Here is a 22,388-nt window from a genome sequence, read left to right as displayed (position 1 = left end):
CCAGCCGGGACGGATCAGAGGGGGGCGATCGCGAGGTCGGTGACCTGGTCGTCCTTGATGCCGAACACGAACGAGAAGGACAGGGGTCCGCCGGGGAAGTCGCCGTCCCCGGAGGCCACCAGCCGGTCGTCCGCGAACGAGGTCGGCGTGAGCACGATCTTGGGGTTGATCAGATGCCCCTGGATCCACTCGCGGATCTCGGCCTCGCCGGCCCAGACCCTTCCGTCATCACGCACGGTGGCCCCGGCGCTGAAGACTGCGGCCAGCGCGTTCACGTCGTGCGCGTTGGTGGCCTCGACGAAGGTGTCGACGGCCTGGGGGAGAGTGATGTCGTTCATGTCCGTTCTCCGGTCTTCGAAGTCAGCGCTGCGGGACAGCTTCTCGTTCGCGCGCAGCTCCGCGAGGGCGTTCTCGTGCATCGCGACGACGACGTCGTAGCCGGAGTTGCCGAGCACGATCCGGTGCGGTGGAACGGGAGCGTTCATCGCGCTGATCACGGCCTGCACACCACGAACAGGGTCACCTGCCTGCTTGCCGTCAGCGTCCACGAAAGCCGCCTTGACGGTCTCGACCATCGGCACGTAGGCGTCGACGGTCTCGGTGACGGGCTCGTCGCGGAAGTAGGAGAAGGCGCTGGTGCGGAACGCTCCCGGCTCCACGGCGAGCACGCGTACGCCGAACGGTGCGACCTCCTGGCGCAGTGTCTCCGACAGTCCTTCGATCGCGAACTTCGCCGCCGCGTAGTAACCGAACCCCTTTGCGCCGACGAGGCCGGCCACCGACGACATGTTCACGATCCAGCCGTCGCCGCGTGCCCGCATACCCGGCAGGACCGCGCGGATCACGTCGACCACGGCGAACAGGTTGAGGTCGAACGTGCGGCGGATGGTCTCGTCCGGGGCCCCCTCGATCGAGCCGTACCAGCCACGGCCCGCGCTGTTGACGAGCACGTCGATCCCGCCGAACCGCTCCTCTGCCGTCGTGACCGCCGCGCGCACCTGGTCGGCGTCGGTGACGTCGAGCTGAAGCACCAGCACACGCTCACCGAACGGTGCAGCCCATTCCCGCAGTTCAGAAGGCCGACGCACCGTGACTGCCACCTGATCGCCCTGTGCCAGCGCGGCCTCGGCATAGACCAGGCCGAACCCTCCGGGCGTCCCACCGGTGATGAACCAAGTCCTCATGGACTTCTCCTTCCGCTATAGCGAGCAATGTAGCGCTACATGAGCTAATGTAGCAAGCATGCAGAGCGCGCGAGATCGACTCCTCCTTGCCGCAGCCGAGTTGCTGGAGAGCGGCGCCACGGTGTCCACGAGGGCGGTGTGCGAACGCGCCGGGGTGCAAGCCCCGACGCTGTACCACCACTTCGGCAGCAAGCAGGGCCTGATCGACGCCGTGGCGAACCACGGCTTCACCCAGTACACGGCGGTCGAGAATTCGGACGACCCGCTGGACGACCTGCGTAGTGGCTGGGACAAGCACGTGCAGTTCGGGCTGGAGCACCCCTCGTTCTACGGGCTGCTCTACGGCCGCGCCGAGCCGGGAAGGACCTGCGCCGTCACCGCTCCCGCGCACGCCGCGTTGCGCGAGCGATTCACCGCCGCTGCCGCCCGGGGCCTGCTCAAGGTGCCGGCGGCCGATGCCGCCGAGCAACTGTTCGCCGCCAACATCGGCATCACGCTCACCTTGATCAGCCAGCCGGAGCCGGACTTCGGGCTGTCCGGGCGTGCCCGCGAGGCCGCGCTGGCCGGAGTCCTGCACACGCCTTCCACCGCCGCCTCCACGACCCGTGCCAGCGCGGCCCTGACGTTGCGGGCGCTGGTCGACGACGACCCGGGCGACCTCACCCCGGGCGAACGCGGACTGCTCGGCGAACTCCTGGAGCGCCTGGCCCGCTAGAGCCGGCGCCGGCTGCCGGGGCCGCTGTTGACTCTCAGGCGACTTGAGACGCCAAGGTGGTGGTCATGAACGAGTGGTTGTCGATCGGGGATGTGGCCCGGCGTACGGGTCTGAGTGTCAGCGCCATCCGGTTCTACGCCGACGAGGGCATCGTCGCGCCGACCGGGTACACCGCTGCCGGGTACCGGTGCTACGACGCGCGGGGCGTGGCGGCCCTCGAACTGGTGCGGACGCTGCGGGACCTGGGCGCGGGGCTGGACGAGATCCGTCGGTTGCTGGCCGACGAGATCACGGTGCGGGATCTCGCGAGGGCCCATCTGGCGCTCGTCGAGCGGCAGATGGGACACCTGCGTACCCGACGGGCGGTGTTGCGGGCGGTCGTGCGGCAGGACAGCGAGGCCGGGCAGGTGAGTCTCGTGCACCGACTGGCGTCGATGTCCGACGACGACCGCGAGCAGCTCGTGGAGGAGTTCTGGGCCGAGGTCACCGACGGTCTCGACCTGCGGGAGTTCGTCGACTACCTGCGCCCGTGGCGGCCCCGGCTGCCGGAGGACCCCACCGGCGAGCAGTTGGACGCGTGGATCGAGCTGGCCGACCTGGTGCGCGACCCCGGTTTCCGGCAGGCGGTCCGCGAGTTCTTTGGCGAGACCTTCGCCAGCACGGCGGACCGCGAGCGGGCGGACCCGTCGGCGGAGGCGGACGTCGCGGCGCAGGTCGAGATCCTCGCGCAGGCCAGGGCCGCGGCCGAGGCCGGCGTACCGGTCGACTCCCGCGAGGCCCGGCAGGTGGCGACGCGGTGGGTGGCGCTTGCCGCGAGTCGCAGCGGCGACCAGGACCTGACCGAGGTACGGCGGCAGATCGCCGCCGCCGACCCCGGTCCGCAGGTGAGCCGACACGTCGCGCTGCTCGGCAGGTACCACTCGCTGACCGCCACCATCAACGGCACGGCGCAACCCGTCGGGCACGCCCCGGCATCGACCTGGCTGCACGCCGCCGTCGCCGCTCTCACCTGAGCCGCCTCGACCCCGGTCAGGGCAGGATCTCCACGTACCCGTCGGTGCCGTGGACCCGGATCCGCTGCCCGTCCCGGATCAACCGGGTGGCTCCCTCGACGCTCACCACGGCCGGCAGGCCGTACTCCCGGGCGATCACCGCGCCGTGGGTCATCAGGCCGCCCACCTCCGTGACCAGGCCGGCGACGCCGAGGAACAGCGGCGACCAACTGGGGTCGGTGTAGGCGGTGACCAGGATGTCGCCCGGTGCGAGGTCGGCCTGCCCGATGTCCAGGACGACCCGGGCGCGCCCCTCGACGGTCCCGGTGGAGACCGGCAGACCGACCAGGGCGCCGGCCGGCACGTCGTCGCGACGGTACGCCCCGTTGAGGGCCTCACCGTCGGAGGTGAGCACCCGGGGCGGGGTGAGCGCGTGGTACGAGCGGAACGCCTCCCGGCGTTGCCGGACGAGCCCGGCGTCCACCCGGTGCGTGCGTGCCACCTCGTGGAACTCACCGAACGTGAGGTAGTGCACGTCGTCCGCCTCGGCGAGCACGCCGGCCCGTACCAGGCGCTCGGCCTCGCCCAGCAGGGCCTGCTTGTAGACGTAGTAGCGGCTGACGATGTCGTACTTCGGGTACTCCCGGTACCCGGCGAAGGTGCGGACCCGATCGATCATTCGTTTGGTCTCGTCGGCCTTGTCGTGTCCGTCGGTCAGGGTCCGCAACCGGGACAGGACCTGCTCCTCCTTCTCTCGCGCCCGCTGCCGCCCGTTCGCCACGCGTCGCCCGGCCTCGCCCGGTGCGACGTTGCGGACGTGGTCCAGCAGCACCGGCAGCAGCATGCTCGGACGCTCGCGCCACCGCGGCCGGGTGATGTCGATCTCGCCCACGCCCCGCATCCCGTACCGGTCCAGGTACGCCTCGATCGCGTCGCGTGCCTCGCCGCCGCCCTCGACCTCGGGCAGCCGGTCCAGGAAGCCGTCGTCGTCGACACCCTTGAGGAACGTCACCACCTGCGGGTACGGGCGGATCACGTCCGCGACGTCGAGCAGCGCCAGACCCATCTCCGAGGTGACGTTGTCGGGTACGGCCAGCGTGAGCGTGTCGGCGGCGTTCTTCTCACCCAGCCACTCCCACAGCCGGTCGTGGAGCCACCAGGCGGCCTCCATCCCCGCCATGATCACCTTCATGCTCAGCGGGTCGGCGAGGACACGCTTGTGTTCCTCGAAGGCCGCCAGCAGGGCGTCGAACAGCTCGGGCCCGGTCTTCGTCGCGATGTCGCGCCGCAGCGCCGCGATCGACGCCTGGCTGCGCGCGACCAGGTCGACCACGACGGCCCGGTCGGTCGGGATCGGGGCAGGCGGTACGCCTGGCGGGGGACCGGCGGCAGCGGCGTCCGGCGCCGTCGGGACGACGTCGCCCCGATCCAGGACGGTCTGCAACGCGTCCCGGGTCAACGGGTCGGCCCGACCGATCATGTCCAGGAAGGCGGCGCTGCCCGGGCCGGCCAGCATGCGGATCGCGTCGACGAACAGTCGGCCGCCCGCCTCGATCATCGGCGCCATGGCCGTCAGCTGCCACACCGAGATGCCCAGCGGCTTCATCGGGTCGGTCATCATCTGCTGGTGGCCCACCGAGACATAGACGTGCTTGTCGGTGTCGTCGCGGTCGGGGACGGGGAACAACGTGGTGATCGGCCGGGTCTGCACGATGTGGAAGCGGCCGTCGGCCAGGCACCACTCGATGTCCTGCGGCCGACCGGTATGCGCCTCGATCCGTCGCCCGAGCTCCACCAGCGCCATGACCTGCGGGTCGGTCAGCGCCGGATGCGTGCGCCGCGATGCCTCGACGGTCACCTGCGCGGTCCCGCCGGCCGGTAGGGCCTGCACGGCGAACTGCTTCGTGCCCACCGACCTGCCGACGATCTCGCCGTCGCGTACCCGGTAGACGTCCGGGTTCACCAACCCGGCGACCAGGGCCTCACCGAGACCGAAGCCGGCGTCCACGGTGGCGACCCTCCGGTCGCCGCTGACCGGGTCGGCGGTGAACAGGATGCCGGACGCCTGCGGGAAGACCATCTGCTGCACCACCACCGCCATCCGCACCGACCGGTGGTCGATGCCGTGGCGCCGGCGGTAGGCCACGGCCCGCTCGGTGAACAACGACGCCCAACAGCGGCGGACGTGCGCCAGGACCGCCTGCGGCCCCACCACGTTCAGGTAGGTGTCCTGCTGCCCGGCGAACGACGCGGACGGCAGGTCCTCGGCCGTCGCGCTGGACCGCACCGCGTAGGCGGTCTGCTCCCCGTACCACGCGAGCGCGCCGGTGATCGCGGCCGTGACCTCGGCCGGAACGCTGAGCCCTTCGATGATCCGGCGGATCCGCGCACTGTGCGTGCCGATGGCCTCCGAGTCGTCCGCCGCCGACCTCGCCAGATCGTCGAGCAGCGCGTCGACCGGCGCGTCCGCCATGATCCGCCGGAAGGCATCCGTGGTCACACAGAACCCGGCCGGCACCCGTACGCCGTCGACGCGGGACAGCTCGCCCAGATGCGCGCCCTTGCCACCGACCACGGCCAGCCGCGTCGCGTCCACCTCCTGAAGATCCACCACGTACCGCTCGGTCATCGCGACACCTCCGACACCGCCGGGCGGCCTGGCCCGACCTCCCCAGGACTGCCGTCAGTCGACATCAACACCCGCACGTCTGCCCCCGTTTCCGCAGGTTGTGGCCTCGGCCGGCCGATTCTGCGGCATACCGGGGGCCTTGCCGCAAGCCCCCTGGTGCGCTATACGTTAAGAAGGGCAAGGAGACATCTCCTTGCCCTTCGTCGTCGGTGGGCCAGACGACCCGGCGTCCGGACTCAGCCCAGCCGGGTACGCCACCCGATCACCGCGAGGTCCGTCTCCAGACAGCCGATCCGCATCCAGCCCACGACGGCACGTCGACGGTCATCGCAGGTTCCTCTCCCGCACGGTGGTCAGCAGACGGTCCACGGCAGCCCGGTCGGGCTGCTCCGGCAGCGCGGTGGCAGCTGCCGCGTCGGCGAGGGCGGCCTGTAGGTCGGCGGCCCACGCGGTGACCGACTCCCAGGCCAGGTCGCCGCGCCGCACCGCGAGGAGTTCCTCGCGCAGGTGCCGCACATCGACCAGGACCTCACCGGTACGCAGGACGTGCGCCCCGGCGAGCAGCAGCCGGATCATGTGCATGGCCTGCTTGTGGTTCGTCTCGCCGGTCCGCTCCCGCCGTGCCGTCACCCGGTCGAGCTGGTCACGGGCATAGTTGCCGTAGGTCTCCGCCACCCGCCGTGACAGGAAGGCCCGCCGCATCGCCAGCAACTCCTCCCCGTCGACCGTGATCGCCTCGATCAGCGGGGACCAGAGCACCTCCAACACCGTCGGATTGCCCTGCAGGGCCAGGACGCAGAGCCGCTCCATCTCCCAGGAGAACTGCTCCTCGGCCGGTCCGTCGAGATGGGTGGGCGGCTTGTCGAGGAGCCAGAACGCGCGGGTGGGTGCCACGAACACCCCACGGCGGTCGTGGTCGGAGTCCGGGCCGTGCAGCCCGTACGCCCGCGACCCGACCACGACCGCGAGGACGGTGTGCCGTTCGACCAGATCGATCACGACGGCAGGCTACCCATGAACTATGCTCCGGTGAGCGTCGCGTGCCGGTGGCAGACCGTGTCAGGCATGGAGGCGCCCTACCGAGGGAGACCGACGGTGTTCACGTCGCATCCTTCGTCTCCGCGTGACTGAGCGCGAGACGACCAGGCTCGTCGCCTGGAGCTACGAACTTCGCCAGGTCCACAGCCGCCTCCGCAAGGCGCTCGACCTCGTCCGCACCGCGATCGCCGACGGCACATCCGGCGAGGCGGCCACCCGTGACCTGCTGCTGTACTGCCACGGGTTCTGCGCTGCCCTCGACGGACACCATCGGGGCGAGGACGCCACACTGTTCCCGGCGATCGAGGCGGCCCACCCGGAGTTGGCGCCCGTGCTGCGCTATCTCCGCCAGGACCATTCGATGATCGCGCACCTGCTCGGCGGCCTCCAGGCCGCCATCGACCGGGCCGCGCCCGTCGCCGAGCTGGATCGCCACCTGGAGGGTGTCGCCGCGATCATGGAGAGCCATTTCCGGTACGAGGAGCGACAGTTGCTCCAGGTCCTCGAAACGCTCTCCCTGGACGCCGCACCCGACGAGGTCCTGGGTCCCCTCTGAGTCGGCGTCGCAGCGGGCACCGGACAACCGGGTAGAAATCCCGTCGCCGTTCGGTGGCCGCTGCGGCGACAATGCTCGACGCGAAGGGCGGACGGTGAGCGACGGGGAGGCTGTGGGGCGTGGGTCGACGGTTGGACGGACACCCCTGGCGGGTGCTGGTCAGTACGGTCCGGCTCGGGCACCAGCAGTACCGCGTCGTACGCCCGGTGAGGCTGCCGGGATCCGCCGGCCTCTACGAGGGTCGTCTCGGCGCCCAGTTCTGCCTCGACGCGCCCACCGCGACGATGTTCGCCCTGGCCTGGGGTCTGGCCGCCCGATCACCGCACACGATCGTCTACCTTCCGTTGCGCCGTGCCGGTGCGCGTCACGACTGCGGGTGGGGACGTCCGCTCGACCTCGTGCTGGTGCACCACCGGCTCGCGTTCCCGCCGTCACGGTGGAAACAGGTCCGGTCCCGGCTGGGCCCGGGACGTCCGCACACCGTGGACCTGCCCGGGAACGCGTGGCCCGTGCTGTCGGACACCGAGCACGAGCGGGGCTGGCATCGGGAGTTCCGTGACCATCTGCGGTGGGACGTGGCCGCCGAGACGTTGGTGCTCACCGGCAGCCGTACGGCGTACGAGCGGGCAGCCGAGCAGGTACGCGCCCTGGCCGAGGAGTGCCCGGCACATCGCGCCCGCGTACCCGGGACGCACTGCTGTGCCGAGATCGTCGTGGGCAGACCCTGGCGGTACCGGGACCGGCGTCGGCCGTACGCCGACCTGCACGCCGAGTTCTGCGGGTAGCGCGGCTCAGCGCCGGGGCGCGTCGTCCTGAAGCAACCCACGGGCGGCCATGAAGGTCCGCAACGTCTCGGCGTCCCCGGCGGACATCAGGCGGCGGGGGATCACCGTCGCCGGCATCCGGTCGACGTACACGACCCAGAACTCGGGGGTGTCCTTCACCCGGGAGACACCCTCCCAGGCGATGCCACCGGACTCCGAGCCGCTGCGCATCATGATGTTCTCGTCGGTGATGTCGTAGCTGCCGTCCACGGCATAGCCGCCGGACCGGCGCCGGGCCCGCAACCGCACCCACGGCCAGTACAACATCGCCAGCAGACCACCGACGGCCATCGCCATCCACAGCGGCGTGATCTGCTCGCCCCACGACGACCCCCGCGAGACCACCAGCCCGATCACGCCGACCGTCAGCAGCACCGCGCCGACGGAGGCGTACCTGCGCAGTTGGTCGCTGCTCATCGCGGCGGCCACGCGGCCGGGGTAGGCGGGATCGGCGGGGATGTCGAAACGGATGCGCACGCCGCAACGATAGTGCGCCCACCCGCCGGCCACCGGCAGCAGGCGCTCAGGCGGACGTCGACTGCGGCGGTGTGGCCTTCTGCGGGTGGAACGTCTCGTGCCGGGCCAACATCGCGACGAACTCGACGATCTTCCGCTCCCGGGTCCGGGCCTGCTTCACGGAATTGAGGCGGTGCACGAGCGCGTACCGGTTGGTCTTCGTGAGCACGTCGAACATGGCCTGGGCGGCGGGCTCGGCGGCGATCGCGGCGAGGAGGTCCTCGGGCACCTCGGCCTCCGAGGACGGGGCGTACGCGGCGGCCCACCGCCCGTCCGCCTTCGCGGCCTCCACGGCGGCGCGCCCGGCGGGCAACATCCGACCCTGCTCCTCCAGCCGCGCCACGTGCGACACGTTGCGCTGCGACCAGATGCTGCGCGGTCGGCGGGGAGTGAACCGGATGCAGGACGTCTCCTCGTCCCGCTTCTTGGCCTGCCCGTCGATCCACCCGACGCACAGCGCCTCGTCGACCGCCTGCTGCCAGGTCAGCGTGGTGACCGTGCCGCCCTTCTTGGTCAGGGCGAGCCAGACACCGGGCGACGTCGCATGGTTGGCGGACAACCACGCGCGCAGCTCCTCGGCGTCCGCCACGATCAACTCATCCAGCTCGGCGCTCGCCATGTCCGTAGGCTAGCCCCTTCGCCGGAGCGGCACCGTCACCTGCCGCGCGTCGGCCGACCGCGACCACCATCGCCGTTCACGGCGCCGCTCACCGCTCGTCGGTCAGCGTCTTGCGCATCTGCTGCGTGACCACCCGGTAGCCGGAACTCTGGTAGAGCCGCCGAGCACGGTCGTTGTCACCGAACACATTGAGTTCGAGGGCCGAGACGCCGTGCCGGCGGACGACGTCCTCGCCGGCGGCCAGCAGCTTGCGTCCGTATCCCGCACCCCGGTGCGCCGACTCGACCTCGATGTCGTAGAGGAACGCACAGTCAGCGATGCCCCGAGGATGGGTGAGCCCGATCCACAGCACCCCGATGGCGGTCCCGTCGTCGAGTTCGCCCTTGAGGAACACCATGCCGGCGGTGGTGAAGCCGTCCGGCAGCAGAGTCTCGTTGCTGTGGCGGGCCATCTGCAGGGCATTCTCGGCGGACCAGTTCCCGGCCGCCACCTGCTCGTCGGCGTAGACGCGGACGAGGCTGGAGTGCCACTGACCGAACTCGATCTCGGTCATGCTCCGGACGGTCAGCTCAGACATGGACGTGATGCTGACACATGGCCGCCGGAGACGAAGACCCTGGATCCCGGGTCAGTCGGTGCGGCGGGAACGAACCATTGCGAGCCCGCCGAGGACCGTGGCGGTCAGGCCGAGCACCACGGCGGCGTACCCGCCGACCATGCCGTTTCCGGTGCCGGGCCCCCCGTCGGCGGTGGCGACGACCAGCGCGCCGACGACGAGGGCCGGCGCACCTGCCGCCAGAGCAAGGATCGGCCGCCACCGTCCGCCGCGCCGGGGCGTCGCCAGGACGCCGGTGATCGCGCCGCCGAGCGCGAGGAGTGCGGCGAGGGTGGCCACGACGCGGCCCCCGGTCGGGGTGTACGCATCCACGGCGGACGTGGCGAGCAGGTCGGTGACGATCACGAGGTCCTCCTTCGGGCCCGGTGTGGGGGTGTCCTGATCCTGTCCGTTCGGTCACCACCTGGCGTCGTGCCGGCGTGGGCCTTCTGCGCTGCCGTGCGGACGGCAGGCCGGGTGCGCCCGGGGCGGCAGGGCGGCGGGGAGGTACCGCGTTCGTGGTAGTCCCGGCTCGTCCGCGTGGACGAGTCGCCCGGCCGTGGGCCCGACTAGATTGCGGCTATGAGCAGCGCCCGGATCGGTGTGCGGGACTGGCTGACCGGAGTCGCCGTGGCAGCGATCCTGCTGATCACGGGACTGTCCGCCGAGCGTGCCGCGACCGGAGTCGACCCGGTCGGCGTCGTGCTGCTGGTCGCCGGTGGCCTGGCGCTGGCCGCGCGACGACGCGCTCCGGTCGTCGTACTTGTCGTCACCGGCGCGTGCGCGATCGGCTACCAGGCCGCAGGCTTCCCGGTCTTCGCCGTCGCGTACCTGGTCGCGGTGTACGCGGCCGTCCGCGCGGGGCACCGCAGAGCCACCGTGCTGATGAGCGTGGTCATGCTGGTGGTGCTGCCCGGTGCGGCGATGATCGCCGGCCCACTCGACATCAGGCAGGCGTTCGACAGCTCCAGGGGCGTTCTCGAACTGGCCTGGCTGATCGCTGCCGGTGCGGCGGGCGAAGCACTTCGCCAAGCGGAGCGTCGGGCCGACGAGGCCGAGCGTACCCGGGAGGAGACGGCGCTGCGCCGTGCCGACGAGGAGCGGCTGCACATCGCACGGGAGCTGCACGACTGCCTCACACACCAGATCTCGGTGATCAAGGTGCAGGCCGAAGCAGCCGTACACCTGGCTCAGAAGCAGGGCGAGCAGGTGCCGGAGTCGTTGCTGGTGATTCGCGACGCCGGGCGTGCGGCATCCCGCGAGTTGCGCGCGACGCTGGAGGCGTTGCGCGACGAGGGCACCACCGCCGGGTACGGGCTCGACCAGGTGGCGGAGTTGGTGCTTCAGGCGCGGACGACCACTCTCGACACCAGCCTGACCATCGAGGGTGCCCGGACGGTCCTACCGGAGGCGGTGGACAGGACCGCGTACCGGATCGTGCAGGAGGCGCTGACCAACATCGGTCGGCACGCCGCGGCGGCCACCGCCTGCGTGCGGGTCGAGTACCGCACCGACGTGGTGGTCGTGCGGGTCGACGACGACGGTTCTGCGGTGCCGCAGTTCGCGTCCGGGACCGGTGTGGGGCTGGTCGGGATGCGGGAACGGGTGGCGGCGCTGGGCGGCCGGCTTCACGCCGGGGCGCGCAGCGAGGGCGGCTTCACCGTGTACGCCGAGCTTCCCGTTCCCGGAGCGTCGTGATCCGGGTCCTGCTCGTCGACGACCAGCCGCTCATCCGCAGCGGATTCCGGGCGTTGCTCGATGCCGAGGACGACATCACGGTGGTGGCGGAGGCCGCCGACGGTCGTGACGGGGTGGCGCTGGCCCGGCAACACCTGCCGGACGTGGCGCTGGTCGACGTACAGATGCCCGTGGTCGACGGGATCGAGACGACCCGGCGGATCGCCACGGATCCGGACCTGGCCGGAGTGCACGTCGTCATCCTGACCAACTACGGCCTCGACGAGTACGTCTTCCATGCGTTGCGGGCCGGCGCGGCCGGTTTCCTGGTCAAGGACATCCTTCCCGAGGACTTCCTGTCCGCCGTCCGCGTCGCCGCGCGCGGTGACGCGCTGCTCGCTCCGTCGATCACCCGCAGACTGATCGATCGGTACGTCACTCAACCGCCGCCCATGGACCGCGCCGCGGTGACGCGGTTGACCGTTCGCGAGCGGGAGGCGGTCGTCCTGGTCGCCGGGGGCCTGTCCAACGACGAGATCGCCGCGCGGATGATGATCAGCCCGGTGACCGCCAAGACCCACATCAACCGCGCCATGGTGAAACTGCACGCCCGGGACCGCGCGCAGCTCGTGGTGTTCGCCTACGAGTGCGGGCTGGTGGTCCCACGCCGGCACTGACGGGCGTCCGGCCTGCCGGTCGTCGGGCATCCCGACCGTCACGTCCGGCTGCCCAGGACCTCCCGCAGGTCGTCGGGCAGACCGTCGATCGCCAGCAGCGTGGGCACGAGTTCCGGTGCGGTCATGTAGGCGCGGAAGGCGTCCGCGATCGTCACGCCGTGGGCCGGCCGGTCCGTCACGGTGACCGCATCTCCGGCACGGATCTCGCCGGGCGCCAGGACGCGCAGGTAGGCGCCGGGGCGGTTCTCACGGGTGAACGTCTTGAGCCAGTGGGGCTCGGCCATCTTGGCCTGGAACGTGACGCACGGGATGCGACCGAAGGTCGGTTGCAGCACGAGGTCGTCGCCGATGGTCCATCTCTCGCCGATCACCGCGCCGTTCACGTCGACGTCGACCGTCGTGAGGTTCTCGCCGAAGACTCCGCCGGGCAGCTCCCGGCCGAGTCGGCCTTCCCACCAGTCGTAGTCCTCGCGGGCGTACGCGTACACCGCCTGGTCGTCACCGCCGTGGTGCTCGATGTCGAAGATCTGGTCACCGACCAGTCCACTGTGCAGCCCGGTGGTCTTCGGGCCGGGTGCGCGGACCGCCACGGGGCCGTCGAACGGCTGTTTGTTGATGCCCGTGATGCCGACCCGTTTGGCGGTGCTTCGCTCCGGCACGGCCAGGTTGACAGAGAGGATTCTGCCCATGGGCGGCAACCTATCGGTTGTCCGGTCTGAGCGCGCCGGATTTTTCTCGCGTACGCGCCGAGGTCGTCCCGCCGCCCACGTCGGGCCGTCACCGGTGGCGCGGGCCGGTCGTCAGGGCGGACCCGGGTGTGGGTCGAGCAGCGCGGTCGACGGGCGGCAGACGGCGGCGGCGACGGCGCTGAGCCCCGCCGGTGTCACGGAGTGACCGAACATCACCGTCGGCCGCCCGGTCGAGTGGCAAGCTGGCATCCGTGGACAGGAAACAGGTGACCGGCTGGCTCGCGGCCTACGAACAGGCGTGGCGGACGCCGGGGACGGACGTACTCGCGACGATCTTCACGCCGCAGGCGAGCTACCAGCAGGGACCGTACCGGACACCGGTCATCGGCCTGGAGGCCATCGCGGCGATGTGGGAGGACGAGCGGACCGGCTCCGACGAGGTGTTCCACATGACCAGTGAGATCGTCGCCGTGGAGGGCGACACCGCGGTGGCGCGGCTGGAGGTCCGCTACGGCGACCGGGTCCCCCAGGAGTACCGCGATCTGTGGATCATGCGTTTCGCCGAGGACGGTCGCTGCGTCGCGTTCGAGGAGTGGCCCTTCTGGCCGGCGCAGTCGACCGCCGACCCGGCCGCCGAGAGCTGACCAGGGGGCTGCTCAGCGTCCGGTGACGCCGTCGACGAGCTCCCGCAGGATGTCGGCGTGCCCGGCGTGTCGGACGGTCTCGCTCGTCATGTGGGCGAGCACCCAGCGCAGGGTGCGCGGCCCGTCGTCCACCGGCTGGGCGGTGCGGCTGTCGATGCCGTCCGCCGCGTGGATGTGCGCGTCGCTCTCGGCGATCGCGCGACGGTAGTCGTCGACGATCTGCGCCCCGGTGAGGTCCGGAGCGACCGCCATGGCGAAGTCGACGTCGGCGTGACGGGCGTCGCCGGCCAGGGTGTACCCGAACCAGTAGCGTTCGGCGTCGGTCAGGTGCCGGACCAGTCCCAGCAGCGTGGTGTCCGAGACGACCAGACGGCGTCGTAGCTGTTCGTCGTCCAGACCGTCGACCTTCTTGAGGACGCAGGACCGGGCGAAGGCGAGGAACGCCAGCGCCGTGTCCAGTTCGCCGCCGTCGTTGAGAGGGACGCGTTCGCGTTGGGACTCCAGCATGGATCCGACCCTACGTCGCGGCGGCGGCCGGAGGGAGTCGGCGCAGCGCCCGTCGGGCCAGCACGGCGAGTGGTACGCCCACCGCCAGGACGGCGACGACCTCCACCGACGCGATCGTGGTGAGTGCGGTGCGCTGGATCTGGTGGTGGTAGTCGGTCAGGGTCACGGCCCGCAGGGCGACGGTGGCCACGGCGAGCAGGGTGAGCGCCAGCGACCACGGCAGCGCACGGGCGGGGCGACGCGGTCCGCGTACCGTCAGGTGGACCACGATGGCGACGGTGACCGCCGCGCAGGACAGGCCCGGCCAGTCCAGCAGCCGGAGCGCCGGTGCGACCGCCTGGAGGGTGAACAGCGGTACGGGAACCAGGATGATGCCGATCGGCAGGGCGAGCAGCCAGGGTCGACGGGGCACCGGTGGGGCACCCTGGTGGAAGGCCGTCATTCCCAGGAGCAGCAGGACGTCGACGAGCCGCATCGCCCAGGGGGAGACGGTCAGTGGGGTGTCTCCGGCGGCCTGGGTCACGACGGTGGTGATCGCGGGGGGCACCACGGCGATCAGGGCGACGGCCTGGGCCACCCGCGGCTGTCCGAGGACCAGCGCCAGGTACGCGGGCAGCCAGGCGTAGCCGGCGAGATTCCAGGTGGTGAGCCAGACGCTCGACGAGGTGGTGGGTGCCCAGTCCGATGCCGGTGCCGGCAACCAGGTGATCTTCCCGGCGAGCCAGAGCGTGACGCCGATGCCGGCGGTGACCATGACGGCGTGGGTCAGCATCGTCATCAGGGTCGCCAGGCGCACGGCCTGGCCCCAGGCGTACGAGCGGGGTGACGCGTCTGCGCCGCCGAGGCGCAGCCGGACGGCCAGGGAGGCGATGCTGGCGACCTCCGACAGGCTGGGTCGTCCGTAGTCGGCCAGGTATTCGGCGGTCTCGGGGTCGCCGGTGTCCATGCTGTCCAGGAAGGCGGCGACCATGTCGTCCTCCCACTCCTGCCGGTAGGCGGTGGGCAGCAGTCGTAGGACGCGTCGGTAGCGTTCCTCCAGCCGGTTCACGAGGACGTCCCGGTGATCGGGTCGCGTCGGTCGCGCAGCCGGGTCGAGGCGAGGCGTGCGTTGGCGGCCAGCCGCTGGGCCTCGGCGTCGAGGGCGTCGCGGCCGGGTTCGGTGAGTCGGTAGTAGCGGCGCAGCCGTCCCTGCCAGGCCTCCTCGCGGTCCAGTTCGACCAGGCCGTCTCCGACGAGCCGGTCCAGTGCCCCGTACAGCGAGCCGATCTTCAGTTGCACCCGTCCCTGGGACAGGTCGGCGACCTCGGCGACGATCCCGTAGCCGTGACGGGGGGCGTCCAGCAGTGCGGTGAGGATGAAGAAGGCCGGTTCGGTCATCGCCCGAGAACTCATCCACCTAATATAGTGGCAGGCAAGATATGCTGGAAGCAGGAATCGACGACGTGCGGGAGTGGTCATGGGCGACGGTGACGCGGCAGACCCCGGCGACCTCGGCGGACCGGACTTCGCTCCGGTGGTGCCCGTGGTGCAGAGCAGTGCCTTCGGCGCCCCACCGGAGCATCGGGCGACCATCGTCCTCGGCCCCGGATATCACGGGTACGCCGTCCTGACCCGGACCCCACCGCAGCCCGATCCCGATCCGCCTGCCTGACACCTACCGGGTGCTGCCCCTCGATCCGTCAGGTGACCGTGTCCAGCAGCCCCGACCCGGCGGACCGCGATCGGCGACGACGGCTACTACGTGACCGTGTCGATCACCGCGAGCTGACCGGCCGGCGGTGACGCGTCGACAGCCGTCGGCACCTGACCGGCCGGTGCCTGGCCGCACGCCGTCACGAGTGGGGTTGGTCCGGCCGACTGCTGGTGTTGTACGCGTCCTTGGCGGCGATCACGGCTGCCTGAAGGTGCTCCGGGTCGACGCCGTGGACGTTGAGCGGCGGGTGCAGACGCCGCACGAGTTCGGCCTCGATGATCGTGGGCTCCGGGTCCTCGGCCCACGTCAACCGCAGGTGCGCGGACATCCACGCGGTCAGCCGCGCCTCGTCCTCCGGAACCAGGACGACCCGATCGGTCCACGTGGTCCGGTAGCCCTCCGCCAGCAGAAGCCCGGCCAGCGTACGGCGCAGCGTCGAGCTGCCCGACCGCCGCAGATGGTTGCGCAGGATCCGACCCCGCAGACTGGTCGCCCGCCCGAGATACAGCATCCGCAGCGACGGGACGTGCTCGTTCGGCGGCCCTGGAAGATCGGGCAGGACCAGCGGGTCGGCCCACCAGGCGTACACGCCGCTGCCACGGCTGAGCCGCTTGGTGGCGACATCGAGCTCGACCGGTACGCCGGAGAGCAGCCGCAGGGCCTCGTCGATCCGGTCGTCGTCGGAGGGAAGGTCGTCGGGTCGTACCTGGTGAACGGTCATCGAGACCATCCTAGGTCCCGGGCCGATCGTGGCCGGGGCCGCCGGACCTGCGCGGACGTGGGGTCCTGAGCCGGAGGGGTTTCGCCGGACGTCGGCAACGGGTAGCGGGTTGTCCATGGATCGCAATCTCGCCAGGGCCCTCCGGGTCGCGTGGGAGCTGCCGGAGTTCCGCGACGGGCTGCGTCACCTCGTCGATCTCGACGAGGTGGCACACCTGCTGGCGAGGTTGTCCGTGGCGGACCGGGACCACGAGGTGGAACGCAGCCTGTTGACGCTGCTGCGTACCGGCCTGGACACGCCCGAGATCCGGGAGGCGGTGTTGCTGCTGCTGGAGAACGACGACGTGCGTCGCCCTCTGGTCGCCGCGGTGCAACCGCTGGTCAAGCAGCCGGGCCAGGCGGCGGCCATCGCGTCGGCAGCCGAGGACCCGACGGTACGCCGTGAGGTGCGGGCGGCTCTGGACAGTGCCCGGGTGCGTGAGCTGATCTGGCAGGCGATCGACGACCAGCAGAGCAACAAGCGGTTCGGTCTGATCCGTCGGGCGGCGGTGCTGTTCGTCCGGCACGCCAGCGTCCGGCGTCTCACCTGGGCCCTGCGCCGGCACGGTGTACTCCGGGAACTACGTCGCGACTCGTGAGTCTCGTGGCCGTCCGCTGAGGTGCCCGCGCCACCGCGCCGTGGTCAGGTGGCCGGTAGGCGTACCTCGAATCGGCAGCCACGGTCGGTGTTGCGGACGTCGACCCGGCCGCCGTGTGCCTCCACGAGGCCCCGCACGATGGCCAGGCCGAGCCCTCCGCCACCGCCCGATCCGGCGGCCCCGGGTGTGCGGGCCCGTTCGCCTCGGAATGCGACGTCGAAGACCCGGTCCAGGTCCTCGCCGGGGATGCCGCCGCAGGTGTCGGAGACGGCCAGCCACACGTTGTCGGGATCGTGGCCGGCGGCGATGTGCACGCTGCCGTCCTCCGGTGTGTACCGCACGGAATTGATCAGCAGATTGCTGACGATCCGGGCGAGTTCGCGTTCGCCGGCACGGACGTAGGGCCAGCCGCTGTCCGCGGCGATCAGGTGGATGCGGCGGCGGGCGGCGAGCGGCGCGACTCCGGCGATCGCGTCGGACACCACGTCGCGGAGCGGCACGGTGGTGGGCACGAGTCGCAGCGCGCCGGCGTTGATCCGGGACAGCTCGAACAGGTCGTCGACGAGTTGGGCCATCCGGTCGGTCTCCACCCGGATGCGTCGGTGGTATTCGTCGACGACGGCCGGGTCGTGGATGATGCCGTCCTCAAGGGCCTCGGCCATGGCCCGCAGCCCGGCCAGGGGAGTACGCAGGTCGTGGGAGACCCAGGCGACGAGTTCCCGACGACCGGCCTCCAACCGCCGTTCGCGGTCCCGGGCCGTCTGCGCCCAGACGGCCGAGGCGGCCAGCCGACTGCCGAAGACGGTGCCGACGGCGAGGCTGATCACGGCGGCGGCGCTGACCGTGACCAGGACGACCCACAGGTCGTGCGGGGAGAGGAACATGGCCTGTGCCACCGTGACGATTCCGGCGACCACGGCGAGCACGGTGACGGTGAGCAGCACCAGGATGTGCACGAGGATCGACCGGCCCCGCAGCAGCCGCAGCGCTGCGGCGCCGGCCAGGCCGACGGCGCCGCCGGCAGCGAGGGCATAGAGCCCGATGAGCAGCGTGTCGGTCACGCGCCGGTGTCCTCGTCGAGCGGGTCGTAGCGGTAGCCGACGCCCCAGACGGTGCGGATGCGCTGTGGCTCGGCCGGGTCGTTCTCGATCTTCTCGCGCAGGCGGCGGACGTGAACGGTGACCGTGGACTGGTCGCCGAACTGCCAGCCCCAGACCTTGTCCAGCAGGTCGCTGCGGGACCAGGCGCGCCCGGGATGACGCATGAGGAACATCAGCAGATCGAACTCCCGGGAGGTCAGCGCCAGCGGTGCACCGTCCAGCCTGGCGGTGCGTCGGGCGGTGTCCACGGTCAGCGCCGCATCGACGAGCTTGGCCGAGGCGGTGGGCGGTGCGGCGGGTGCGGCGGTGCGGCGGAGCACGGAGCGGATGCGCAGCACGAGTTCGCGGGGGGAGAAGGGCTTGGTGACGTAGTCGTCGGCGCCGACTTCGAGACCGAGGACCCGGTCGGCCTCCTCGCCGAGGGCGGTGAGCATGACCACCGGCAGGTCCGGCAGTTGTCGCCGGATCCGGCGGCACACCTCCAGACCGTCGATGCCGGGCATCATGAGGTCCAGGACCACGAGGTCGGGGCGCGCGGCGGCGATCGCGGCGAGACCGTCGGCGCCGTCGGCGGCCAGTTGAACCTCGCAGCCGGCCTGTTCCAGGTAACGCCGGACGACGTCACTGACCGTCGGGTCGTCGTCGACCACCAGCACGCGATGTCCCATCCTGAGCACGCTATCCACCGGAGGTCGCGGACCGCCCCTCGCCCGGCCTTTCGGATTCCTTACGATCCGCCGCCATGCGCCGCCGCCCGCGAGACAGGCACACCAGCAGCGTCGTGCCGGCGATGACCAGCAGGACGGCGAGGAGATTGCGGCCGTACGGCAGGGGCAGCACCGAGGCGTTGTCGGCCACGCGCCCGTACCCCAGAACCAGGGGGAGCGCCACCACGGTGATCGCGGCGGCGCTCACGGCGGCCATCCGCAACGTCATCCGGTGCCGCAGTGGGACCCGGGTCGACGCGGCACCGACGGCCAGGACGGCCGCCATCCACACGACGTCGTGGCCCGCCAGGACGGCGGCCAGGAAGAACAGCACGCCGCCCAGTGCCAGGTCGGGATCGGTGACGGCACCGACGACGGCGTACGCCATGAGCAGGCACCCGCCGACGACCAGGACGGTCCGGGTCCTCATCGGTGCTCCTCGACGGTGATCCGGCTGACCCATTTGGTCTGGAGCACACCGGGCCGGTTGGGCGCGATCAGCCGGGCCGGGTAGCCGTGGTCGAGGTGCAGCGGTGCGTCGCCGAGCCGCAACGCGATCAGGGTCAGCGGGTCACCGACGTGTTCCGGCGGCACGGTGCAGGCCCGGTAGGCGCCGCTCACCTGCAACGACTCGACCAGTGCCGTGGTGTGCCGGGGATCGGCGTCCACCAGCGCGACCAGGTCACGCAGCCGTACTCCGGTCCACGTCGCGGTGGCACTCCAGCCTTCCACGCAGGCGATCGGCAGGCGCGCGGTGTACTGCGGCAGTGCGTGGAGAGCGGCGAGGTCCAGGCTGACGCGGCGACCCGGTGCGGTGATCTGGAGGCGGTACGCCGGGTCGAGGGCGGTGGTGCGTACTCCGGCGCCGTCAGCGGTCCGGTTCACCGGTAGGCCCTGTGGTCCCGTGCCGGGGTGGCGGGGGGCGAGTACCGCGATGCCGGCCAACGGGCGGATCGTCTGCCCGACCGTGGTCAGGGTGATCAGCCCGCTCGCGGTGGCGACGCCGCCGAGCAGTGCGCGTCGGCTCAGGCCGTCCTGCCGTGGTTCGTCGCGGGGGCGGGCGAGGGCGGCGCGGACGGCGGGCAGGTGGACACCGACGTGCACCAGGAGTGCGCCGAGCGCCAGCCAGGCCATCCGGTAGTGCCCGGCGGTGAAGAAGAACGGCATCGGCGCGTACCAGCGGGAGATGTTGAGGACGCCGCTGACCAGCAGGAACAGGGCGGAGGCGACGAGTACGGCGAGGCTGGTGCGTTCGGCCGCGTGGGCGAGTGAGCGGGCCGGCGGCCAGCCGAACAGGCGGGGGTAGACCGACCAGAGTTTGACGCCGAGCAGCGGTATCGAGGCGAGACCGGTCGCCACGTGCAGGCCCTGGGTGAAGCGGTAGAGCCCGATCGGGCGCGACGGCCACCCGAACCAGTCCGGTGGGTGTTGGATCAGGTGGCTGAGCAGGCCGGTGGCGAAGCAGATGCCGAAGGCCAGTCCGAGGGCGGCGCCGAGTTGGCCGGTGAGCCGGGTGGACCGTAACCGGGACGGAAACGCCCCGGGGCGTGCCGGTCCCCGCCGCAGGGCGGCAGGTGGTGGCGGCAGCGGAGCCAGGCACCACTGGGCGATCCGTCGGGGGACGCTCGCGGGGCCGGTCACCGGGGGGTCAGGGTGGCGAACCACCGGCCCGCCTCCGTCCAGGTGTGCAGGACGCGCATCGCCGTGGCGTCGGCCAGTCCGGGCAGGTCGTCGAGGGGTACGCAGGCCCAGCGCAGTGCGCGGCCGTCGCTGTGTGGGCTCTGGACCTGCGCGGTGCCGGCCCAGGCGGGCGTACCGGCGGGTGCCAGTTCCACGTGCAGGCGTCCGTCGGCGGCCAGCAGGTGACGGCACCGGTGCAGCAGCCGGGGTGGGTCACCGCCGATACCGATGTTGCCGTCGGCCAGCAGCAGGTGACGCCAGCGGCCGGTGCCGGGCACCGGGCCGAAGACGTCGCGGCGCAGGGCGGGTGCACCGCGTCGGCGGGCCAGGCGGACGGCGGTGGCGCTGAGGTCGATGCCGAGGGCCGTGCGGCCGGCGTCGACGAGTGCGCTGGTGAGTCGGCCGGGGCCGCAGCCGACGTCGAGGGTGTGGCTGGTGCAGGCGGCGATCAACGTGTCGTCTCCGGCGATGACGTCACGGCACCAGGCGGCCGGGTCGAAGCGGTACACGGCGCCACTGGCGTGCCGGGCGGTGAATCCGGCCGGGATGCCGGCGGCGGCCCGGTCGATCGCGGTGTCGAAGACCGCGACGGCGTTCACCGGGTCACCGCTGCGGGACGTGGCATCTCAGTGGCGACGGTCCGGGCGAACCGGCTGCCCGGTAGACACAGGGCCGCCACGGTGTGGGCGTCGGCGGCGGTGTCCACGTCGGTCAGTTCCGGCATCAGGTGCACCCGCAGGCCGCGACGGCGTAGCGCGTCCAGGGTGTGCCGGCCGGTGGTCGTCGTGGAGGTCGCGATGGTGCGCAGCACGGTGGCGTGGTGGGGGTCGCGCAGGCCCAACGTCCACCAGCCGCCGTCGGTGGCCGGGCCGAGGACCGCGTCCGGACCGCCGGTCGCGCCGAGTAGTTCTCGGGCCGCGTCGAGGTGCTCGGTGCGGAGCTGAGGGGTGTCCATGCCGACCAGGAGGGTGGGTGTGCCGGGTCTGCGGGTGCTCGTGAAGGCGTGGGCGAGGCGGTCGCCGAGGAGAGCGCCGCGCTGGGGGTGCGTCACCCATCCGGCGGGGGTGGGGTGGGTGCCGTCGAGGACGAGGGTCCGGGTGCCGGCTGCGGTGGCGGAGACGGTGTCGAGGGTGTCGGCCAGGGCGGCGGCGGCGATCCGGGCGGCCTGCGCGGGCGTGCAGGGTGGGCAGAGCCGCGTCTTGACCCGTCCGGGCGTGGGTGCCTTGGCCAGCACCAGGATCTGGAGGTCGTTCACCGGGCCAGCACCGCACTCATGTCGCGGATGGCACGGGCGGTGCCGAGCAGGGTGCCGGTCACCTTCGAGCGGGTGCCGGCGGCTCTGGGGTGGTAGGCGACGTCGATCTCGACGACCCGCCAGCCGGCCCGGTCCGCCGCGATCAGCAGCTCCAGCGGGTACCCGAACCGGCGGTCGCGCAGCCCGAGGGCGAGCAGGTCGTCGCGGCGCACGGCCCGCATCGGGCCGATGTCGTGCACGTGCAGGCCGGTGGTGCGGCGCAGCCGGTGCGTGAGGACGGCGTTGGCCGCCCGCGCGTGCAGCGGCCACACCCCGCGCGCGGCAGGGCGGCGTCGGCCGGTCGCCAGTTCCGCCTGCCCGTTGCGTACGGAGGAGGCCAGCCAGGGCAGTTGCGCCGGGTCGAAGGAACCGTCGGCGTCCATCACGCACACCACCCCGTCGACGGGGTCCGCGGCCAGGACACCGGCGTGCACGGCGGCACCGTAGCCGGGTTCGGCCACGCTGATCACCTGCGCGCCGTGGGCGCGTGCCACGTCGGCCGAGCCGTCGGTCGAGCCGTTGTCGACCACGATCGGTCGGTAGCCGGCCGGTATCCGGGCCAGCAGGGCGGGCAGCGCCGGGGCCTCGTTCCGGCAGGGAAGCACCACATCGGTCATGTCGCGGACGCTAGTGAGGACCTCGCGGGCCAGGTATTACCAGCCGATGATGAAGTCTTACGGAGCGCTGACGGCTC

28 protein-coding genes are annotated in these 22,388 nt (G+C 71.7%); 9 read left to right on the top strand and 19 right to left on the bottom strand.

Annotated elements, in window-relative coordinates:
• Positions 1-14 precede the first annotated feature (14 nt).
• Complete coding sequence (locus ABZ738_RS20900) at positions 15-1,184, bottom strand: SDR family NAD(P)-dependent oxidoreductase (RefSeq protein ID WP_357215509.1); 1,170 nt, start codon at positions 1,182-1,184, stop codon at positions 15-17.
• 58 nt (positions 1,185-1,242) lie between these two features.
• Here ABZ738_RS20900 and ABZ738_RS20895 point away from each other — a divergent pair, with 58 nt between their 5' ends.
• Positions 1,243-1,899, top strand: a complete 657-nt coding sequence (locus ABZ738_RS20895) for a TetR/AcrR family transcriptional regulator (RefSeq protein ID WP_357215506.1) — start codon at positions 1,243-1,245, stop codon at positions 1,897-1,899.
• A gap of 65 nt (positions 1,900-1,964) precedes the next feature.
• Entirely contained in the window at positions 1,965-2,912 is a 948-nt protein-coding gene (locus ABZ738_RS20890; protein WP_357215503.1) for a MerR family transcriptional regulator, read from the top strand.
• Between the two features lie 16 nt (positions 2,913-2,928).
• Here the strand turns inward: ABZ738_RS20890 and rph are convergent, their stop codons facing one another.
• Together rph and ABZ738_RS20880 are read right to left on the bottom strand one after the other, a co-directional pair.
• Positions 2,929-5,520 (bottom strand): rifamycin-inactivating phosphotransferase, encoded by a 2,592-nt coding sequence (gene rph, locus ABZ738_RS20885; protein ID WP_357215500.1) that lies wholly within the window; start codon positions 5,518-5,520, stop codon positions 2,929-2,931.
• 324 nt (positions 5,521-5,844) lie between these two features.
• Positions 5,845-6,519 (bottom strand): nucleotidyltransferase domain-containing protein, encoded by a 675-nt coding sequence (locus tag ABZ738_RS20880; protein ID WP_131051107.1) that lies wholly within the window; start codon positions 6,517-6,519, stop codon positions 5,845-5,847.
• 124 nt (positions 6,520-6,643) lie between these two features.
• Here ABZ738_RS20880 and ABZ738_RS20875 point away from each other — a divergent pair, with 124 nt between their 5' ends.
• Entirely contained in the window at positions 6,644-7,114 is a 471-nt protein-coding gene (locus ABZ738_RS20875) for a hemerythrin domain-containing protein (protein WP_357215497.1), read from the top strand.
• Between the two features lie 119 nt (positions 7,115-7,233).
• On the top strand, positions 7,234-7,899 hold the full coding sequence (locus ABZ738_RS20870; protein ID WP_131051105.1) for a hypothetical protein: 666 nt from the start codon (positions 7,234-7,236) through the stop codon (positions 7,897-7,899).
• 6 nt (positions 7,900-7,905) lie between these two features.
• Here the strand turns inward: ABZ738_RS20870 and ABZ738_RS20865 are convergent, their stop codons facing one another.
• The 4 genes from ABZ738_RS20865 to ABZ738_RS20850 all read right to left on the bottom strand — a co-directional run bounded on the left by ABZ738_RS20865 (position 7,906) and on the right by ABZ738_RS20850 (position 10,034).
• Positions 7,906-8,415: a YcxB family protein gene (locus ABZ738_RS20865; RefSeq protein WP_131051104.1), complete on the bottom strand. Its 510-nt coding sequence runs from the start codon at positions 8,413-8,415 to the stop codon at positions 7,906-7,908.
• Between the two features lie 46 nt (positions 8,416-8,461).
• The gene (locus ABZ738_RS20860; RefSeq protein ID WP_131051103.1) at positions 8,462-9,073 is read right to left on the bottom strand and encodes a YdeI/OmpD-associated family protein; all 612 of its coding nucleotides are present in this window, start codon (positions 9,071-9,073) and stop codon (positions 8,462-8,464) included.
• Positions 9,074-9,161: 88 nt separating this feature from the next.
• Positions 9,162-9,650: a GNAT family N-acetyltransferase gene (locus ABZ738_RS20855; protein ID WP_357215492.1), complete on the bottom strand. Its 489-nt coding sequence runs from the start codon at positions 9,648-9,650 to the stop codon at positions 9,162-9,164.
• A gap of 51 nt (positions 9,651-9,701) precedes the next feature.
• Positions 9,702-10,034, bottom strand: a complete 333-nt coding sequence (locus ABZ738_RS20850; protein ID WP_357215489.1) for a DUF6223 family protein — start codon at positions 10,032-10,034, stop codon at positions 9,702-9,704.
• 216 nt (positions 10,035-10,250) lie between these two features.
• Here ABZ738_RS20850 and ABZ738_RS20845 point away from each other — a divergent pair, with 216 nt between their 5' ends.
• Positions 10,251-11,366, top strand: coding sequence for a histidine kinase (locus ABZ738_RS20845; RefSeq protein ID WP_357215486.1), 1,116 nt, complete (start codon positions 10,251-10,253; stop codon positions 11,364-11,366).
• Positions 11,363-12,022, top strand: coding sequence for a response regulator transcription factor (locus ABZ738_RS20840; RefSeq protein WP_357215483.1), 660 nt, complete (start codon positions 11,363-11,365; stop codon positions 12,020-12,022). Before ABZ738_RS20845 ends, ABZ738_RS20840 begins: the two co-directional genes overlap by 4 nt.
• Positions 12,023-12,060: 38 nt before the next feature.
• Here the strand turns inward: ABZ738_RS20840 and ABZ738_RS20835 are convergent, their stop codons facing one another.
• Complete coding sequence (locus ABZ738_RS20835; RefSeq protein ID WP_357215480.1) at positions 12,061-12,711, bottom strand: MOSC domain-containing protein; 651 nt, start codon at positions 12,709-12,711, stop codon at positions 12,061-12,063.
• 251 nt (positions 12,712-12,962) lie between these two features.
• Between ABZ738_RS20835 and ABZ738_RS20830 the strand changes: the two genes are divergently transcribed.
• Complete coding sequence (locus tag ABZ738_RS20830) at positions 12,963-13,355, top strand: nuclear transport factor 2 family protein (RefSeq protein WP_357215477.1); 393 nt, start codon at positions 12,963-12,965, stop codon at positions 13,353-13,355.
• A 12-nt stretch (positions 13,356-13,367) separates the two neighbouring features.
• On the opposite strand, the gene ABZ738_RS20825 is transcribed toward ABZ738_RS20830, so the two are convergent.
• The 3 genes from ABZ738_RS20825 to ABZ738_RS20815 are packed head-to-tail and all read right to left on the bottom strand — an operon-like array spanning position 13,368 to position 15,254.
• Positions 13,368-13,862 (bottom strand): DinB family protein, encoded by a 495-nt coding sequence (locus ABZ738_RS20825; RefSeq protein ID WP_176094536.1) that lies wholly within the window; start codon positions 13,860-13,862, stop codon positions 13,368-13,370.
• Positions 13,863-13,872: 10 nt separating this feature from the next.
• Positions 13,873-14,910, bottom strand: coding sequence for a hypothetical protein (locus ABZ738_RS20820; protein ID WP_357215473.1), 1,038 nt, complete (start codon positions 14,908-14,910; stop codon positions 13,873-13,875).
• A complete protein-coding gene (locus tag ABZ738_RS20815; protein WP_236145535.1) occupies positions 14,907-15,254 on the bottom strand; it encodes a PadR family transcriptional regulator in 348 nt (115 codons plus the stop codon). Before ABZ738_RS20815 ends, ABZ738_RS20820 begins: the two co-directional genes overlap by 4 nt.
• A gap of 64 nt (positions 15,255-15,318) precedes the next feature.
• Between ABZ738_RS20815 and ABZ738_RS20810 the strand changes: the two genes are divergently transcribed.
• Positions 15,319-15,513 carry a hypothetical protein gene (locus ABZ738_RS20810; protein ID WP_357215470.1) on the top strand — a complete coding sequence of 65 codons (195 nt, stop codon included), beginning with the start codon at positions 15,319-15,321 and terminating at the stop codon, positions 15,511-15,513.
• Positions 15,514-15,694: 181 nt separating this feature from the next.
• Here the strand turns inward: ABZ738_RS20810 and ABZ738_RS20805 are convergent, their stop codons facing one another.
• Positions 15,695-16,276, bottom strand: coding sequence for a GIY-YIG nuclease family protein (locus ABZ738_RS20805; RefSeq protein ID WP_357215467.1), 582 nt, complete (start codon positions 16,274-16,276; stop codon positions 15,695-15,697).
• 115 nt (positions 16,277-16,391) lie between these two features.
• Here ABZ738_RS20805 and ABZ738_RS20800 point away from each other — a divergent pair, with 115 nt between their 5' ends.
• Positions 16,392-16,913: a hypothetical protein gene (locus ABZ738_RS20800; protein WP_131051087.1), complete on the top strand. Its 522-nt coding sequence runs from the start codon at positions 16,392-16,394 to the stop codon at positions 16,911-16,913.
• 44 nt (positions 16,914-16,957) lie between these two features.
• On the opposite strand, the gene ABZ738_RS20795 is transcribed toward ABZ738_RS20800, so the two are convergent.
• Genes ABZ738_RS20795 through ABZ738_RS20765 form a run of 7 tightly spaced genes read right to left on the bottom strand, consistent with a single transcriptional unit; the run spans position 16,958 to position 22,311 of the window.
• Complete coding sequence (locus ABZ738_RS20795) at positions 16,958-17,974, bottom strand: HAMP domain-containing sensor histidine kinase (protein ID WP_131051086.1); 1,017 nt, start codon at positions 17,972-17,974, stop codon at positions 16,958-16,960.
• Positions 17,971-18,681 carry a response regulator transcription factor gene (locus ABZ738_RS20790; protein ID WP_131051085.1) on the bottom strand — a complete coding sequence of 237 codons (711 nt, stop codon included), beginning with the start codon at positions 18,679-18,681 and terminating at the stop codon, positions 17,971-17,973. The genes ABZ738_RS20795 and ABZ738_RS20790 overlap by 4 nt, the downstream gene beginning before the upstream one ends.
• 10 nt (positions 18,682-18,691) lie before the next feature.
• Positions 18,692-19,150, bottom strand: a complete 459-nt coding sequence (locus ABZ738_RS20785; protein WP_357215462.1) for a hypothetical protein — start codon at positions 19,148-19,150, stop codon at positions 18,692-18,694.
• Positions 19,147-20,361, bottom strand: a complete 1,215-nt coding sequence (locus ABZ738_RS20780) for a molybdopterin-dependent oxidoreductase (RefSeq protein ID WP_357215459.1) — start codon at positions 20,359-20,361, stop codon at positions 19,147-19,149. The genes ABZ738_RS20785 and ABZ738_RS20780 overlap by 4 nt, the downstream gene beginning before the upstream one ends.
• The gene (locus ABZ738_RS20775) at positions 20,358-20,999 is read right to left on the bottom strand and encodes a class I SAM-dependent methyltransferase (RefSeq protein WP_217706033.1); all 642 of its coding nucleotides are present in this window, start codon (positions 20,997-20,999) and stop codon (positions 20,358-20,360) included. The genes ABZ738_RS20780 and ABZ738_RS20775 overlap by 4 nt, the downstream gene beginning before the upstream one ends.
• Positions 20,996-21,655: a TIGR04282 family arsenosugar biosynthesis glycosyltransferase gene (locus ABZ738_RS20770; protein WP_357215455.1), complete on the bottom strand. Its 660-nt coding sequence runs from the start codon at positions 21,653-21,655 to the stop codon at positions 20,996-20,998. Before ABZ738_RS20770 ends, ABZ738_RS20775 begins: the two co-directional genes overlap by 4 nt.
• Positions 21,652-22,311 carry a glycosyltransferase family 2 protein gene (locus ABZ738_RS20765; protein ID WP_131051082.1) on the bottom strand — a complete coding sequence of 220 codons (660 nt, stop codon included), beginning with the start codon at positions 22,309-22,311 and terminating at the stop codon, positions 21,652-21,654. The genes ABZ738_RS20770 and ABZ738_RS20765 overlap by 4 nt, the downstream gene beginning before the upstream one ends.
• Positions 22,312-22,388 lie beyond the last annotated feature (77 nt).

It is taken from the genome of Micromonospora sp. NPDC047793 (assembly GCF_040642635.1).
Lineage (GTDB): Bacteria > Actinomycetota > Actinomycetes > Mycobacteriales > Micromonosporaceae > Micromonospora.
The sequence above is the reverse complement of the archived record's forward strand: the minus strand, read 5'-3'. Positions and strand labels throughout refer to the sequence as shown.